The sequence below is a fragment of the Nodularia sp. UHCC 0506 genome (assembly GCF_034931045.1).
Lineage (GTDB): Bacteria > Cyanobacteriota > Cyanobacteriia > Cyanobacteriales > Nostocaceae > Nodularia.
The window spans coordinates 5618-20790 of the sequence record NZ_JAYGHH010000068.1 but is presented as its reverse complement, the minus strand read 5'-3'; the positions used below and the strand labels follow the sequence as shown (position 1 = coordinate 20790).

17 protein-coding genes are annotated in these 15173 nt (G+C 39.7%); 5 read left to right on the top strand and 12 right to left on the bottom strand.

All coding sequences use genetic code 11. From position 1 onward, the window contains the following. Positions 1-129: 129 nt before the first annotated feature. Positions 130-1302, top strand: coding sequence for an FAD-binding oxidoreductase (locus VB654_RS23620; protein WP_323216273.1), 1173 nt, complete (start codon positions 130-132; stop codon positions 1300-1302). A gap of 50 nt (positions 1303-1352) precedes the next feature. Here the strand turns inward: VB654_RS23620 and VB654_RS23615 are convergent, their stop codons facing one another. Further along, complete coding sequence (locus tag VB654_RS23615; RefSeq protein ID WP_323216272.1) at positions 1353-2030, bottom strand: hypothetical protein; 678 nt, start codon at positions 2028-2030, stop codon at positions 1353-1355. Between the two features lie 214 nt (positions 2031-2244). Beyond that, the gene (ilvD, locus tag VB654_RS23610; RefSeq protein ID WP_323216274.1) at positions 2245-3936 is read right to left on the bottom strand and encodes a dihydroxy-acid dehydratase; all 1692 of its coding nucleotides are present in this window, start codon (positions 3934-3936) and stop codon (positions 2245-2247) included. Between the two features lie 119 nt (positions 3937-4055). Between ilvD and VB654_RS23605 the strand changes: the two genes are divergently transcribed. Beyond that, on the top strand, positions 4056-4964 hold the full coding sequence (locus VB654_RS23605) for a LysR substrate-binding domain-containing protein (RefSeq protein WP_323216271.1): 909 nt from the start codon (positions 4056-4058) through the stop codon (positions 4962-4964). Here VB654_RS23605 and VB654_RS23600 read toward each other — a convergent pair. The 5 genes from VB654_RS23600 to VB654_RS23580 all read right to left on the bottom strand — a co-directional run bounded on the left by VB654_RS23600 (position 4932) and on the right by VB654_RS23580 (position 9276). After that, positions 4932-5552 (bottom strand): TenA family protein, encoded by a 621-nt coding sequence (locus VB654_RS23600; RefSeq protein WP_323216269.1) that lies wholly within the window; start codon positions 5550-5552, stop codon positions 4932-4934. The two genes, VB654_RS23605 and VB654_RS23600, sit on opposite strands and share 33 nt — an antisense overlap. Before the next feature lie 46 nt (positions 5553-5598). Continuing rightward, entirely contained in the window at positions 5599-6369 is a 771-nt protein-coding gene (locus VB654_RS23595; RefSeq protein ID WP_323216268.1) for a pentapeptide repeat-containing protein, read from the bottom strand. Between the two features lie 69 nt (positions 6370-6438). Beyond that, positions 6439-6633: a cyanobactin biosynthesis system PatB/AcyB/McaB family protein gene (locus VB654_RS23590; RefSeq protein ID WP_323216267.1), complete on the bottom strand. Its 195-nt coding sequence runs from the start codon at positions 6631-6633 to the stop codon at positions 6439-6441. A 94-nt stretch (positions 6634-6727) separates the two neighbouring features. Next, the gene (locus VB654_RS23585) at positions 6728-8701 is read right to left on the bottom strand and encodes a PatA/PatG family cyanobactin maturation protease (RefSeq protein ID WP_323216266.1); all 1974 of its coding nucleotides are present in this window, start codon (positions 8699-8701) and stop codon (positions 6728-6730) included. A gap of 452 nt (positions 8702-9153) precedes the next feature. Then, positions 9154-9276 (bottom strand): hypothetical protein, encoded by a 123-nt coding sequence (locus VB654_RS23580; protein WP_323216265.1) that lies wholly within the window; start codon positions 9274-9276, stop codon positions 9154-9156. A 99-nt stretch (positions 9277-9375) separates the two neighbouring features. Between VB654_RS23580 and VB654_RS23575 the strand changes: the two genes are divergently transcribed. Further along, positions 9376-9519 carry an anacyclamide/piricyclamide family prenylated cyclic peptide gene (locus tag VB654_RS23575; RefSeq protein WP_323216264.1) on the top strand — a complete coding sequence of 48 codons (144 nt, stop codon included), beginning with the start codon at positions 9376-9378 and terminating at the stop codon, positions 9517-9519. A 103-nt stretch (positions 9520-9622) separates the two neighbouring features. On the opposite strand, the gene VB654_RS23570 is transcribed toward VB654_RS23575, so the two are convergent. Both VB654_RS23570 and VB654_RS23565 read right to left on the bottom strand, forming a co-directional pair. Beyond that, positions 9623-9904, bottom strand: coding sequence for a hypothetical protein (locus VB654_RS23570; protein ID WP_323216263.1), 282 nt, complete (start codon positions 9902-9904; stop codon positions 9623-9625). A 94-nt stretch (positions 9905-9998) separates the two neighbouring features. Beyond that, entirely contained in the window at positions 9999-10193 is a 195-nt protein-coding gene (locus VB654_RS23565; RefSeq protein ID WP_323216262.1) for a transposase, read from the bottom strand. Between the two features lie 85 nt (positions 10194-10278). On the opposite strand from VB654_RS23565, the gene VB654_RS23560 reads away from it, so the two are divergent. Further along, positions 10279-11145, top strand: a complete 867-nt coding sequence (locus VB654_RS23560) for a LynF/TruF/PatF family peptide O-prenyltransferase (protein WP_323216261.1) — start codon at positions 10279-10281, stop codon at positions 11143-11145. 134 nt (positions 11146-11279) lie between these two features. On the opposite strand, the gene VB654_RS23555 is transcribed toward VB654_RS23560, so the two are convergent. Then, the gene (locus tag VB654_RS23555) at positions 11280-11615 is read right to left on the bottom strand and encodes a XisI protein (RefSeq protein WP_323216260.1); all 336 of its coding nucleotides are present in this window, start codon (positions 11613-11615) and stop codon (positions 11280-11282) included. Further along, positions 11603-12019: a XisH family protein gene (locus tag VB654_RS23550; RefSeq protein ID WP_323216259.1), complete on the bottom strand. Its 417-nt coding sequence runs from the start codon at positions 12017-12019 to the stop codon at positions 11603-11605. The genes VB654_RS23555 and VB654_RS23550 overlap by 13 nt, the downstream gene beginning before the upstream one ends. A 64-nt stretch (positions 12020-12083) precedes the next feature. Here VB654_RS23550 and VB654_RS23545 point away from each other — a divergent pair, with 64 nt between their 5' ends. Then, the gene (locus tag VB654_RS23545; RefSeq protein WP_323216258.1) at positions 12084-14195 is read left to right on the top strand and encodes a PatA/PatG family cyanobactin maturation protease; all 2112 of its coding nucleotides are present in this window, start codon (positions 12084-12086) and stop codon (positions 14193-14195) included. A gap of 231 nt (positions 14196-14426) precedes the next feature. Here the strand turns inward: VB654_RS23545 and VB654_RS23540 are convergent. Continuing rightward, the coding region (locus VB654_RS23540; RefSeq protein ID WP_323216257.1) for a universal stress protein at positions 14427-15173 on the bottom strand (747 nt) is incomplete at its 5' end.

Genomic DNA, 15173 nt, shown 5'->3' with positions numbered 1-15173 from the left:
GAACCAAAGTTTTTTTTAAAGGGGTGATACTAAGAATCGTTTGCCTTGCCCACAGAAGAGTTTGCAGGATTTGGAGTGTTCTAGATATATCTATATATGATGTATGGGAATTAAGAAAAAGCGTAAATAATGAAGAACTATGACTGGATTGTGGTTGGGGCAGGAATTACGGGTGCGGCGATCGCCTACGAATTGGCGAAAACAGGTTTTAATGTACTTTTGTTAGAACAACAAGGCAAATCGAAGAATGCCACTAGTTATAGTTATGGTGGTCTGGCTTATTGGTCTGGGAGTACGCCACTGATGCACCAATTATGTGAAGAGGCGATCGCTCTTTACCAAAATTTGGATTCCGAGTTGGACGCTGAAACTGAGTTGCGGGAACTAGATTTATTACTCACTATTGCGGCTGATAGCGATCCACAAGCTGCTGCTGCATCTTATAATCATGTTGCTACTCCACCTCTGTTACTCGATATTAAAGAGGCTTGTGAGTTGGAACCACTGCTGAATCCAGAAGCGATCGCCGGGGCTTTGACTGTTAAACATGGTCATATTAACCCAACAAAGACAACACAGGGCTATATTCAAGCCTTTCTACGTGCTGGGGGTGAAATGCAAATTGCTCAGGTTCTCGATTTACAAACCACTTCATCTTCTAATGCCAGCATGAAGTTGAAGGGTGTAAAAACAAATATTCACACTTACCACAGTGAGAATGTAGTGATTTGCGCGGGTGGATTTAGCAGACAGCTACTAAAGTTGGCTGGTATTCCCATGAAGCTGTATTTTACTCATGCTGAGGTCATCGAAACTCCACCTGTTGAGTTGAGTTTACGCACTTTAATCATGCCAGCAAATCTGCAACGGTTTCAGTTAGAGGCGGAATCTACTAAGGTTGATGAATTATGGCAAGTACCTAATGAACCAGTACCGCCGATTTTAGATGTGGGGGCGGTTCAATTTCAAGATGCTAGTTTGCGTTTGGGTCAGGTTAGCCGTGTTCTCACAGATCCTTTGGGCAAGATTAACGCTGAGGAAAGTGAAATGTGGTTACGAACAAATATTCAGCAAGTTTTACCGATATTAGCGAATTTACCAGGAACTTGGCATCATTGTTTGGTGGCTTTTAGTTGCGATCGCTTACCTTTGATTGGCGCTATTCCAGGATTTGAGGGTGTTCATATTTTCTCTGGTTTTAGTAACCCTCTGGTGATTGTACCACCTTTAGCTCGGCGCTTTGCTAATTTTTTGGCTGGTCAGGAGGATGAGATTATTACTCAGTTATGGACTGGGCGTTAGGGTTAGTGAGTTTGTGTCACGCAGAGGCGCAAAGAGATAATTGAGAGTTGCTACACCTCTATTTTTTCTGTAGCAATTATGTCTGCGGCTTCTTGCAAGAGTTCTTGTTGTTCTTGTTGAATTTTTTCTAATCGGGTAGAGATTTCTGCTAATCGTTGGTGTTTGTTTTGATCAAGGGTTGGAGGGTTTGTAGGTAGAAGTGCTAGTTTGTTAGTTGTTTGAGTATCGGTCACTGGTTGAACAGCAAAACTTCTCAATTTAGTTAAGGAAACAAAGCTCAGTTTTAGGAAAGCCCAAATTAATCTGAGTGGAATTTGCAGTATTGACCAACTAGCTGTTTCTATCAGGCGGATAATTGCTTTGATAATACTCCAGATTAGAGCAATTCCTAAAAGCAGAATGATTAAACTGATAATCGGGTGATTAACTGTCCAATCAAGAATATGAAATAATCGCAAAAATGCTGGGTGTTGATTCAGCCAATCATCTATGGAGGAAGTAACAGCAGTTTGCCAAGTTTGTTCTATGGAATCTTGAGCTTTTTCTAAGGTAGTTGTAACTGTATTCAGTGCTTGACCAGTTTTTGTATTTGCTGTTGCTTTTACAGATTGGCTAAACTGCTGTGCTGAGTTAGTTATTGAGTTAACGCTTCGGTTTACAGCACTTTTCGCTGTTTGCCAGCGTTGTAAAACTTCTGCGGACAAATTTATGTCTATTTGAGAAGCCATAATACATTTCACAACTGACCGAAGCTAATTATTAATCCATCTTGGGGATGATTGGTAAGTACTATTACCGGATATTAACTGTGATTAGACAATACTTTTTAATATAACTGCAAAGAAGATGAGCAGCAACTATTTTCATTTTTATTGTAACAATTTCAAACCTGTGATAGAGACGTTGTATACAACGTCTCTGTTTGGTGGAAATAGCTAATGGCTAACCATTAAATAAGTCTAAATCTGTGACTGCACCGACACTGCTAGAAGATACTAATTTGGCATATTTAGCTAGTACACCTTTGGTATAACGTGGCGGTAAGGGTTGCCAATTGGCACGTCTGCGGGCTAATTCTTCGTCTGAGACGTTCAATTGCAAGAGGCGATTAGAGGCATCTATGGTAATGCTATCACCTTCTTCTACAAGGGCGATCGCACCACCAACGGCCGCTTCTGGGGCTACGTGACCAACTACCATGCCGTAAGTACCGCCGGAAAAGCGACCATCGGTAATTAAGCCGACGGCATCGCCTAACCCAGCCCCAATAATTGCTGAAGTGGGAGCCAGCATTTCTCGCATACCAGGGCCACCTTTGGGGCCTTCGTAACGAATAACCAGAACATCCCCGGCATTAATTTTATTTGCCAGGATTGCGTCTAAACAGGATTCTTCAGACTCAAACACCCGTGCAGGGCCAGTAATAATCGGCTTTTTAACTCCGGTAATTTTGGCTACTGCCCCTTCTGTGGCTAGATTACCTTTAAGGATGGCTAAGTGTCCTTGTGCATACATGGGGTTATTCCAAGGACGAATCACATCTTGGTCGCTGCGTGGTTCGGCGGGGATATCTGCTAAGACTTCGGCCACTGTTTGACCACTAATAGTTAAACAGTCACCGTGGAGTAAATCATGCACAAGTAACATTTTCATGACTTGGGGTATTCCGCCCACTTTGTGCAAGTCTGTGGCGACATATCTACCACTGGGTTTTAAATCACAGATAACTGGGACACGTCCACGAATGGTTTCAAAGTCGTCTATGGTAAGTTCTACTCCAGCCGCACGAGCGATCGCTAAAAAGTGTAATACTGAATTTGTAGAACCACCCACTGCCATAATTACGGAAATGGCGTTTTCTATAGATTTCCGGGTGATGATGTCACGAGGTAAGATTTGTTTCCGAATAGCTTCCACTAAAACTACGCCGGATCTTTCGGTACTGTCGGCTTTTTCATCATCTTCGGCTGCCATTGTGGAAGAATAGGGTAAGCTCATTCCCATAGCTTCAAAAGCGGAAGACATGGTATTTGCTGTAAACATCCCACCACAGGAACCAGCACCAGGACAGGCTTCACGTTCCACTGCTAAGAGTTCGTCATCATCAATTTTGCCAGCGCTGTATTCACCAACTGCTTCAAAGGAACTAACAACGGTTAAATCTTTACCATCGTAGTGACCGGGTTTAATTGTGCCACCATAAACAAAAATAGCAGGGATATTCATGCGTGCCATGGCTAACATTGCCCCTGGCATATTTTTATCACACCCACCAATAGCCAGCACGCCATCCATACTTTGTCCAGTACAGGCGGTTTCAATGGAATCAGCGATAACTTCCCGTGATACGAGAGAATATTTCATTCCCTCGGTTCCCATAGAAATTCCATCACTAATGGTGATAGTACCGAACATTTGGGGCATTGCCCCGGCATTCTTTATACCAATTTCTGCCCGTTGCGCCAATTTGTTAATCCCCATATTGCAGGGGGTAATTGTGCTGTAGCTATTAGAAATGCCGACAATGGCTTTGTTGAAATCTTCATCTGTAAAACCAACGGCTCGCAGCATAGCTCTATTAGGCGATCGCTGCACTCCTTGGGTAATAGCTCGACTTCTTAAATTCTCTGATATTGTTTTTTCACCCATTGATCTTACCTTAATCAAATCTCTGTACAAGTATCATAGGTAGACTTTTTTGAGATGTCCAATATATATTTATTTAAATTTGATACTTATAAAGTATTAAAAATATGGAACTACGACACCTGCGCTACTTTATCGCTGTAGCTGAGGAATTACATTTCAGTAAAGCAGCAGAAAGACTGCATATAGCTCAACCGCCTCTGAGTCAACAAATTCAGCAGCTAGAAGCAGAACTAGGAGTAAAACTTTTTCATCGTAAAACTAAGCGACAAGTACAGCTAACAGAAGCTGGTAAAGTTTTTTTACAAGAGGCTTATCAAATACTGGTGCAACTAGAAGCAGCAGTGGGACTGACTCAAAGGACTGGAAGAGGTGAAACAGGTCAACTGAGAATAGGATTTACTAGTTTGGTAATTTACGACTTATTACCCTTGATTTTGCCACAATTTCGCAAGCAATTTTTAGAAGTAGAACTAGTTTTACTGGAGTTAACTACAAGTCAACAGGAGCAAGCACTGAAAGATTCCCTGATTCATGTGGGTTTTGCTCATCCACCTTTAGAAAATGACACACTATCTTATAAGTGTATTCGCAAAGAAACCTTAGTTGTGGCTTTGCCGTCAACTCATTCATTGGTTCAACAAGAAAACATCTCAGTGCGCTCGCTCCTAAGTGAACCTTTGATCATGTTTCCCCGCTATCTAGCACCAGGACTTTATGATCGCATCATGAGTATTTTTAAGCAGGAAAATTTCCAACCTAACATTACTCAGGAAGCGATTCAAATGCAAACAATTATTGGATTAGTATCGGCGGGAATGGGTGTGGCGATCATACCATCTTCTCTACAGAATCTTCAAAGGTCTGGTGTAGATTATCGTCCTATACTAGAAGATGTACCTATAATAGAAACTGCTGTAATCTGGCAGCAAAACAGTTTAACTCCTGTTGTAGAGAATTTTTTACGCGTCGTGACGCTTATATTATTTTGCCCAAACAGCCTGAAAAAAGTCTAGTTCACAAGACATGGCATAACGGTAAGTTGAGTACAATGAAGAACTAGCAGCAGCGTAATGTTCTACCAAACTTGCTAATTGTTGTGTCAGGGGTTGAAAATCTGCACTGCTGTAAGTCCGAATCCAATCGGCATACTGATGATTAGGGATACCATTATGGGCTAACTGTTGTCCCAAAAAAGCGTAAAGACGCATACAAGGGGACATGGCGGCAGCAGTGACACCTATATCACTACTCCAGGCGGTAGCTAGTAAGAAATCAGTATAGCGACGGGTAGCAGTTTCAGGTTCTACAGTACGCAAATCAACTTTCCACTGAGTAGCATAGTTTTTATGTAACTTTAGTTCTGCCAAAACTCCATCAGCTAAGGCGTGAAATGTCGTAAAACCTTGCCAATCTGTGGCTTTCGCTGCCGCTATACTATATGCACGGGCAAAGGCTTCTAAGAAAAAAGCATCTTGCCCGATATAGTTGGCAAATTTAGCTGGTTTTAGAGTACCATCGGCGATGCCTTGAACGAAAGGATGCTTGAGACAAGCTTGTGCTAAATCTTGATTTGCTACCCATAAGTCAGTAGATAAAGTCATTAGTCATTAGTTATTGGGAAGTTTTTTCTCACTTCACACTTTTCATTTAAAAAGGTAAAAATTGCAGTAAAACTGAGCCAAGACTGCCTACAAAGTCAAAAAAGCTAGGTTGGCCAGTGCTGACTTTCGCTGAGTAGGGTGTTTGTAGTTCTTTCATAAAGGCTTCTGCGGTTTGAATTCCTATCTCGTTTTCTTGGGCTTTAAACATTTTTTCGGCTGTTTGAGCATCTTGGAATGCGCCTTCTCGGTCAAATATTTGGTAACGAGCAACACCACGGGCTAAGTATGCACCTGCATATTCTGGCTGAGATGCGATCGCTTGATCAAAATAATTGATTGCTTGCCTTTGATTACCTTTTTGTGCTTCTGCAACTCCTAAAGCATAAAATTCTTCTGGTGTAGCAATTTGCAAGGGTATACCAACTGCACCTTGAAAGTTAACGCCATCTAAATAAGCACCATTAAATTCTGTATTCGCTAAAAAGGTGTTTCTCAAGTCAGCACCCAGTAAATTTGCGCCACTGAGTTGAGCTTGGCTGAGGTTAGCACCAAATAAACCAGCACCACTTAAGTTTGCGCCTCGTAAATCAGCACCGCTTAAATTGGCACGGCTGAGGTTAGCATTTGTCAAATTAGCACCGCTTAAATCCGCTCCAGATAAGTCAGCCATGACTAAACCAGCATTAGTCAGGTCGCAATTTTGACATTGCTTGGTAGCTAATAACTGTCTGACGTGTTCAAAGTTGGCTGCTTGGGCAGTTGTTGTCAGACTAATGGTAGTTAAAAATACGGCTGTGGCTAAAATTGGGCTTTTCATTACACAAGCTTAAGCTATAGATTTATACTTAAACTTATGATATGAGTAACCGGGAAAATGTGCCATCTGTCATCGACAAGAAGATTTAATTTGCTGATAACTGCGATTTTGAAATGCAGCCGGATCATTATAATTAGCACCATGCAGTAAATCCATGCGAATATGAACTAAATCTTCAACTCTGCCATGAATGACATCAACAACCCGATGGGGATAAATAATATCCGGTCTTTTTACTGGTGGGGAAAGTTTAGGTAATTTCATAAGTGGTTTATTTGCTTTGTGATATTTGGTTCGTAGTGAAAACTTCCATCCTTCCATTATTGAGAACTAAAGTCCTCACTACTAACCCTGATAATTAATAAGGTGTAGACCAAGAACGGACTTCACCCAAAGTAACAGGAATAATATCACTCACATCAATTGTAAACCGGAATAATTTCTTAGCACGACGGCTATTTTCAGGATCAAAGAATTTCAATTTTACATCCCAACAATCGCTATCTAAACGACAAAAAGGACTTTTTTCTACAGTAATACTATCCAATTCCATACCTATAGCCACAGCTTCGGCAAAAGTAGACGCAGCTTGAAAAGCATTGGTGGAAGCAAAATTCAACGCCCTATCTTGGGAAGTTGTACCTAAATTACGTAAATCATAATAAATACGGCTGAGGAAACTACCCAAAGTGCGGCGGATAGACTCTTCTTGTGCTTCTTTGGCTTGTGCTTGTACTGTCTGAATAGCTGCATCAACTAAGGTGTTGACCTTCCAACCGTAAAGCCCCCGTGTATTGGGAACTTCAATTACAGGCACAACTTGACCAGAAAATAGTCTAACACTCCGTCCGGTTAAAATCCCTGGAATGCTGACTCTCTCTACATAATTGTCGCTGTCTTCTGGTTGGATTTGTCCTGATAATAATTCTTGTAAAATTGCATAGACATCTCTAGCAAAAGCCCCATCTGGTTCAATAGCATAGATGGGTGTTAATTCTAAATTTAATGTCCAAATTAAAGACTTAGCTTCAGAAAGATGACCTCCTAAATAATCTACCATCTGCCGGGCATCATAAGGATTAGCAGGAATTACTGTTCTGTCTATTACTACCCCTGGCATTAATTGTTTAAAGGAGTCCCGTCTGGCTTCTGAACCAAAATCATAACCCAGTGTTCCTAAAGCATAAGCTAGGTTAAGTTCAGCGAAGTCGCTGGGTGCTTGCTTGGCGGTGATGTAGTTCGATGTGCGATATGGCATGGTTGTAGGTCTGGAATTTGATATATTTGCAGTTGTCAAAGGTGCAGAAATTGTCACAGGCATAGCTGGAACAGCTTCAGAAAGTTCATCTAGGATAAATTCTTCAGAATTGGGTTCGGATTCAGTAATATTTGTGGTGTCTGTCCCACCGCAACCACAACCAGTAGCTTCTACACTGTCAACGATTTCCAAGGTATCTAATTCTTCAGACATTGTTCCTCCTGTTAGATATTGCAATGCACCAGAAATATTTAACTTACCTAGTAAGCAGCGACTCACATCGACAGTATCCTTGGTTGTACAAGGGATAGCAGTTTCTAATAAGGCGGTTCTGACCTGACTGGGATCTGGTTTTTCACCGCGTTTAATTTGCAGACTTAGCAGTAAAGCAGCTACTCCTGAAACAATGGGGGTAGCAAAGCTAGTACCACTGAGTTTTTGTGTCCCTCCTCCCGGTTCTGCCCCTAAGATGTTTTCCCCTGGTGCGAGGATGCCTTGGTTTTGATATAGTTCTCCCCAGTTGCTAAAGTCGATGGGTTTACCTTGGTTATCCATCGCCCCTACTGCTAAAACAGTGGGTAAGGATGCGGGGACGTGCAAACATTCGCAACCATCGTTACCCGCAGCAGACACAATTAAAACATTGTTGTTTTTACAGAGTTGCACAGCCTGATTTAACCAACTTTCTGCTTCACCATTATCGGTGAGTTGTCCAGCGCTGATGTTGATAATATGCGCCCCAGCATTGACGGCTTGTTCAATGGCGCGAGATAAATCTAACTGAGAAAGATTCCTATTATTATCCCCAAAGATAGGGACGATTAAACCTCGACATTGGGGGGCAATTCCTTCAACGGGTGATTCTGGTTGACCAAATATAATACTTGTTACATGAGTACCATGTCCAAACATAGTTCCATTAGTAGCTTTATCTTGGATTAGTGTTGGTAGTTGTGTTAAATTTGCTGCATTAAAGCAGGAATGGGATAGATCAACTAATCCATCTAGTACCGCCACACATATTTGTGAATCACCCTGTGTTAACTTCCATATTTTTTGTATTTCTGCTTCCATTGAGGATTTCAGCATTTAATTGGTTAATTGTCTGCTTACGTAATCTTTTTTCGCCATAAATATCTATTTATTAGCATTTAAGTTACCAATTTTGCTTGTCAAGCATAGGCTAAATAATTACATTATCTGGTTTAAAATTTAAATATTATTTACGTAATTTAACATAGATCAGTTTTTTTATGTAAAAAATAACGGTAATCGTTGGTTGTTTATTTTGACTTCTCCCTGAAATACAAATATGTATTGTAAGCTACTTAACATGACTAAGGGTGTGATCAAAATATTAACTAAATATCAATGCAGATGGCTTGAAATTAGATAGAGTATTCTTATGAATAAAGCCTTGCGTGGGATAATTATTTACTGTAATCTTAGAATCAACTAGCTAAATCAATTCTAGCTTACTGATTATTACTTCCAACTAATAGTCACAGGTTGAGCAGTTGGATTGATTATTTTATTCTGAGAAATTCATATTGAGTTAACGCTAAACCTTGACCTCTGCCTAACCATCTCTTAAGAGGAAAGGAAACGGGAGCGATCGCTTCACCTAAAAAAAGCCTCTGGTGAATCACAACTCGTTAAATTCCCCTTCAACATAAATTTAACGCCTTCACCAAACCAATCTTCTTCACATCGAAGAAGTAGTCCAAACAAACAAAGGAAAAAACACCATGACTAAGAAAAATATCCGCCCCCAACAAGTTGCCCCTGTGCAACGCGAAACCAACGCTAGTTCTAAAGATAAAAGTGGACAGGTTATACCCCAAATATATTATTTATGGGGAATTCCTTTTGCAGGGGACGACGCGGAGTAAATCACCTCGTTCTATCACTCACCTGAAAAAAGGTCAAAAATCTGTTGACCCATCCCCTGGCGCACGGTTCGCCTCGATGAATTGACGGACAACCTCTGTCAGTTCAAGGGTTTCCGATACCTAGCACGGCGGGGGTGTAAAACTGGATTTTGATTTTTTTAGGGTTAGTGGTTGAACCCTTCTTTATGAGATGAACCCCAGCCAACAGCTTACTACCCCAGTGGCATTGGGTTGGGGTCATCTCCTGGGGTTTATACTTCCTGGCGCATTCGTCTAAACTGTTTCCTAGTCGCAAAAAAGCCGGATACCATTGAGTTAACCTATCATCAGTTAAGCGTTCATAACTGCCATAATTGCTGAAGTCATAGAGAAAAGTCTGGCGCATTTTGGTAGCTTTAGGATTAGCGTGAATATACCGTCAAGTATTTAATGCTCTTTCTCTATCTGAATAAAAAACCATCACAGTAATATTGGTTCTCTCAAAAATATCCCGTTCGTCTTAAAATTCGGCTAAAACACATAGCAATATACCAGTTGAAGAAGTGCATTATTTTGAATAAATCTTCTGGCTGTTTAGGTGCAATCAAATAATGAACATGATTTGACATAATGCACAAAGCATAAAGCTGGAAATTGTATTTATTCAAAGCCTTGTTTATTGCATAAAGAAACATTTCCCGACACTCACGCCGTGATAAGAATACCCAGGCTGGAAAATTTGAGGTTTTCTAGGCATAATTAAAGGAATTATCATTGATAATGATTGTATCTAATCAAAATCCGAATAATGTGAATCATCATATTCGTTATATTAACGAACATAAACAAGCCTTTGATGTTGAATATTTCTATCCTTTAGATATTTTTGAGAATTTTGCAGAACAAATTGAAGATTGTACGATTGAGTGTTCCTGTAAACTGGAACAAGATAAAATTTATGCAACTCGGTTTAACATATTATTTCAGGATAACTACCAGCAGCAATTTAATTCTGTACTTAACTTCTTTCGCAAAGTAGAAGCTAGGGTTGATGTTAAATTTGATTATCAACTAATCGAGCAATTTTTGGGCAATGACTTTGATTTTAGCAAAGTTTTAACAATTTTCACAGGAATAGATTTGCGAAATGAATTTGAAGATTCGCGTTTAAAATTCTGGTTTATAATTAAAGACTATCCAGAAAAAGTTGAAACTGCAATATCTATACATGGTAATAGTCAAGATTTACGATCACTTATATTTGGTAATTTGTTGTTAGTAGGGTTTGATTTTTGCTTCAATGGTCGTAGTGACATCAAGCTGTATCCTGAAATTAAGCGACATGAATTTGAACTTTCCAATATCCAACTTCAACTAGGGAAATTGTTATCAAAACCAGCTTTAGAATTGTTAAAATATTCTTCGGCTTTAACGGTTTCGTTGAGTAGAGATAAGCAAGAAAAAACTCTTCATTATCACCCGCTTGATCCGAATGAATTTATTTATAATTTAAGGAATGATATGGCAAATAGAGTTCATAATTATTATAGAAATAAATCGGTAAATCATGTAATTGTGGGTTTTCCTGAAAGAGAGTTAATTACTGGAAGCATTAAAAATTTAAGTCTGTATTATCAAATGAGTTAATATAAAACCACCTGCCTAATATTACATCCTGTAAATTCTGATTCTGACAAAGAAATTTACCATGAAATTTTCTGCAATTCCCAAAAGGAACAATGTTACACAAAGTGCTGTATCTAGTAAAATTCATGTAAAAATCAACCAACAGCAAAACCTGTATATTGTCTAACCAAAGGTTCATGAAATGCTAAAACAATATCTGCTTTGGGAACACCTAATTTAACTAACTCATCTGCTATACCAATTTCAGTTCCATCATGTTGTATCCAAATCTTGTTATCTTTAATATCCAAATGCAAAACACAACCATGCTGCCGTCGTCTGTTTTTCCAGCCCACATACATCAACTGATAATGATCGCCAACGGTATCAAAAATCAATTGTTGTTCAATTTCATCCTTAGCTGAACCTAACTGAGCGTATTCTGTGATAACTTGTTTTACATAATTGCGATATTGTTCTAGTTTTTCCATGCTACAATTACCTCCTGAATCGGATCATAAATCATGATTTTGAGTTGGGAACGCTCAACAACTGTTTTGATAAACTGCAATTGAAAGAAAGAGTGATAAATTCCTAAAGGAACAGCTAAATATAAAACTCGTTCAGATTGTTCTTCTTCTAATGCCACACGATAATTAAAGAACTGTCCAATGGCTTGATGAAATTGAGAAATATTGGATGTACCAATAAAACTCTTAATTTCCACCGCTATTTTTTCTCCGGCTTTTTCAGCAGCTAAAACTTGCTCTGCACCGAGGTCAATATACATTTCTACATCACCAACTTCAATCCTTAAAGGATCATCCGTAATTACCCAACCATCTTTTTCTAACCCTATCCTAACAGCATGATGAAAAATATCTTTAGCTGGCATTAACTTTTAAAAATTAGACTTTTTACTAACTATCATAGCACCAATTATAACACTAACAAAACCCATGCCAGACCTTACTGACATTCCAGGAATACCCGAAATTTGGACACGTACAAAAGGCGACCTCCGGATTAAAATTGCTATTCTTGACGGTGCAGCAGATTTAGAACGCAGTTGTTTTCAAGGTGCAAATTTTAGCCAATTTCAACCCTACTGGTCAGAAGATATTGAACTGAACGAAAAATACTTTTATTATCTCAATTTATATTTAGAATTTAACCAACAACAAAAAGATAAAAAAGAAGATCCAGACCACGATAAAGAAGAAGCGAAAAAAGAACGAGAAGCATTTTTTGCCCCCTTTCCCCCAGCTATTAGGCAACGCATCGAATTATCAAGTCATGCTACTCATATTTCTAGCACCATCTTAGGACAACACGGCACACCCGCCCCAGGCATTGCCCCTTTATGTACAGCATTAAATATTCCCATTTCCTTCGCTAACGATGATTTTATTTCCCCTATCAACCTCACCCACGCGATTAATACTGCTTTGCAATGGGGGGCAAATATCATCCATATCGCCGCTTGTCACCCCACCCAAACCGGAGTAGCACCAGATTTATTTGCCCGTGCTGTGAAACAATGCCAAGACAATAATATGTTAATTGTTGCCCCTGGTGGTAATGATAAAGGTGAATGTTGGTGTATTCCCTCTATTCTTCCAGGTGTGATTACTGTAGGTGCAATGCGCGACGATGGCCAGCCGTTTAAATTTAGTAATTACGGTGGAGAATATCAAAATAAAGGGGTGATGGCTAACGGCGAAAATATCTTAGGCGCACAACCGGGAACGGAAGAACCTATTAAACAAAAAGGTACAAGTTGCGCTGCACCTATTGTTACAGGTATTTCTGCATTATTAATGAGTATGCAACTGCAACGGGGAGAACAACCCAACGCCGAAGCAGTGCGGGAAGCGATTTTAAATAGTGCTATTCCCTGTAACCCGGAAGAAGTGGAAGAACCGGAACGCTGTTTGTTGGGTAAGTTGAATATTCCGGGGGCGTTTCAATTATTGACGGGAGAAAGGTTAACGGCTGAATATGTCAAACTATCCCACCCGGAAATTAATTTCCGGGATAATAGCGAAAGTCCTCTTCAAAGGACTGAAAATAACCTGATGTTGCTGGAAGTAGCACCTAGTATTGATGTCAGTAACCAGGTGGAAAAATCCTTAGTTGAAAGCTCTATTAGCAGTCAGTTTCAACAGAAGTTAGCTATAAGCCAGGGAATTAATTACTCGGCTGATTCTATTACTCCCAGTGCGGCTTCTAAATTGGTTTATGCTTTGGGTAATATCGGTTATGACTTTGGTGATGAAGCCAGAAGGGACTCCTTTAAACAATTAATGCCAGCAGTAAATATTGACGGTGCTGTTATACCCGCTAACCCTTATGATGCGCGGCAGATGGTTGATTATTTGTCCCAAAATCCTACGGAAGCTAAACCTTTAATTTGGACTCTCAACCAAGAACTGACTCCTATTTATGCTTTAGAACCTGTTAGCGGTTTTGCTGCTGATATCTATGAAATTCTGGTTTTAATGTTAGAGGGACAAATTCAACCAGAAGATAGTGATGATTTTGTAGAAAGGGTGAGTATTCCTGCAAGATTAACAGATAGAAGTGTAGAGTTATTTTCTGGTCAAGTTGTGCCTGTGATTACTCTTACGAATACTAGGGGAATGTATGGTTGGAAAGTCAACAGTTTAGTAGATGCGGCTTTGCAAACTGTGATTACTGGAGAAACTGCACCGGCAGAAGAAATCGCAATGCGAAAAGCTTTGAGTAGTTTCTTAAATCGAGTTTACTATGATTTACAAAATTTAGGAAAATTTGCTAAAGACCGGGCGTTAAATTTTTCTGTAACTAATGCTTTTCAAGCGGCTTCTAGTTTTTCTCAAGCTATTTCTACAGGGATGCAGCTTGATAGTATTGAAGTAGAAAAAAGTCCTTTTTGTAGAATTAATAGTGATTGTTGGGATGTGAAGTTAAAGTTTTTTGACCCGGAAAATGGACGCAGGGCGAGAAGAGTTTTTCTGTTTACTATTGATGTTAGTGAGAGAATTCCTGTAACTTTGGGTCAAGTTCGCTCTTGGTCTGTGCCAAAATAATTCTGACTTGTGGTATGGCGGTTCTTATACTAAAAACGGGTTGTAGATTTACTTTTAAAATCGCCAGGAGTATTGATATACAAAGACTTTCCCTGGGCAAAAGTCTAGCAATCATCCGTTTTTAGTATAGTTAAGGGAGATAAAAGAACCCCAACCCACTCTCCGTAAGCGAGGAGGGGATTATGATGTACTTCATTCAAGTGCATACCGCTATAAATTTTACCAACGGGTTTACTGATAATTGGTATCACGATTTTCTACTAAGATTACAGGTATGGGACTTGTTTCTAATACTGCTTGCGATACTGAGCCTATGAGGACTTTTTCCCAAGGCTGATGACCCCGTTTTCCCATGATAATTGCTGTAGCATTATGCTTTTGGGCAGTGCGAATAATTTCCTCTGGAACCGTACCAGTGACAGTTACAAATTTATATCTGATATCTGATAACAATTTTTGAGTTTGTGATTCTAGTTGTTGAATTTCTTGCTGATTGGGTAAATTCACTATATGCAAAACTATAACTTCACCATTACTGCGTCGTGCTAAATCTGCGACTTTGGTTAAAACTGCTGTTGCTAAACCTGATGTATCAACGGCTGCTAGTAATAGGGTAGGAGTGGTAACTGTTACTTTTGTGGGATCAATTTCTCCCCGTTCTAATAATTTAGGTGCAAAGGTCATAGTTGCCCAAGCTGCTAACGGTGCTGTAACTAAAATTGATAAAGCTGCGATCGCTAAAATTATCTCACCTCCGGCAATACCTTGGGCGAGGGGAATTGCCCCAATTGCTGCTTGTACTGTAGCTTTGGCTGAGTTCCCTGGTAATAAAAACAGTTTTTCCCGCCAATTCCAATTACTGCCCAATGTGGAAAGATACCAGCCCAGCATCCGACCAATAAATAAACCAATGGCCAAAATTGCCAAACCGGGTAAGAGAATATTGCCTAATACTTGCAGTTGAATAGTTGCACCCAG

Excerpts from the sequence above, each read along its gene's own strand:
- VB654_RS23620 (WP_323216273.1), top strand. The coding sequence starts at position 130 with ATGAAGAACTATGACTGGATTGTGGTTGGGGCAGGAATTACGGGTGCG.
- VB654_RS23615 (WP_323216272.1), bottom strand. The coding sequence starts at position 2,030 with ATGGCTTCTCAAATAGACATAAATTTGTCCGCAGAAGTTTTACAACGC.
- VB654_RS23605 (WP_323216271.1), top strand. The coding sequence starts at position 4,056 with ATGGAACTACGACACCTGCGCTACTTTATCGCTGTAGCTGAGGAATTA.
- VB654_RS23600 (WP_323216269.1), bottom strand. The coding sequence starts at position 5,552 with ATGACTTTATCTACTGACTTATGGGTAGCAAATCAAGATTTAGCACAA.
- VB654_RS23595 (WP_323216268.1), bottom strand. The coding sequence starts at position 6,369 with ATGAAAAGCCCAATTTTAGCCACAGCCGTATTTTTAACTACCATTAGT.
- VB654_RS23590 (WP_323216267.1), bottom strand. The coding sequence starts at position 6,633 with ATGAAATTACCTAAACTTTCCCCACCAGTAAAAAGACCGGATATTATT.
- VB654_RS23585 (WP_323216266.1), bottom strand. The coding sequence starts at position 8,701 with ATGGAAGCAGAAATACAAAAAATATGGAAGTTAACACAGGGTGATTCA.
- VB654_RS23575 (WP_323216264.1), top strand. The coding sequence starts at position 9,376 with ATGACTAAGAAAAATATCCGCCCCCAACAAGTTGCCCCTGTGCAACGC.
- VB654_RS23570 (WP_323216263.1), bottom strand. The coding sequence starts at position 9,904 with ATGCGCCAGACTTTTCTCTATGACTTCAGCAATTATGGCAGTTATGAA.
- VB654_RS23565 (WP_323216262.1), bottom strand. The coding sequence starts at position 10,193 with ATGTTTCTTTATGCAATAAACAAGGCTTTGAATAAATACAATTTCCAG.
- VB654_RS23560 (WP_323216261.1), top strand. The coding sequence starts at position 10,279 with ATGATTGTATCTAATCAAAATCCGAATAATGTGAATCATCATATTCGT.
- VB654_RS23555 (WP_323216260.1), bottom strand. The coding sequence starts at position 11,615 with ATGGAAAAACTAGAACAATATCGCAATTATGTAAAACAAGTTATCACA.
- VB654_RS23550 (WP_323216259.1), bottom strand. The coding sequence starts at position 12,019 with ATGCCAGCTAAAGATATTTTTCATCATGCTGTTAGGATAGGGTTAGAA.
- VB654_RS23545 (WP_323216258.1), top strand. The coding sequence starts at position 12,084 with ATGCCAGACCTTACTGACATTCCAGGAATACCCGAAATTTGGACACGT.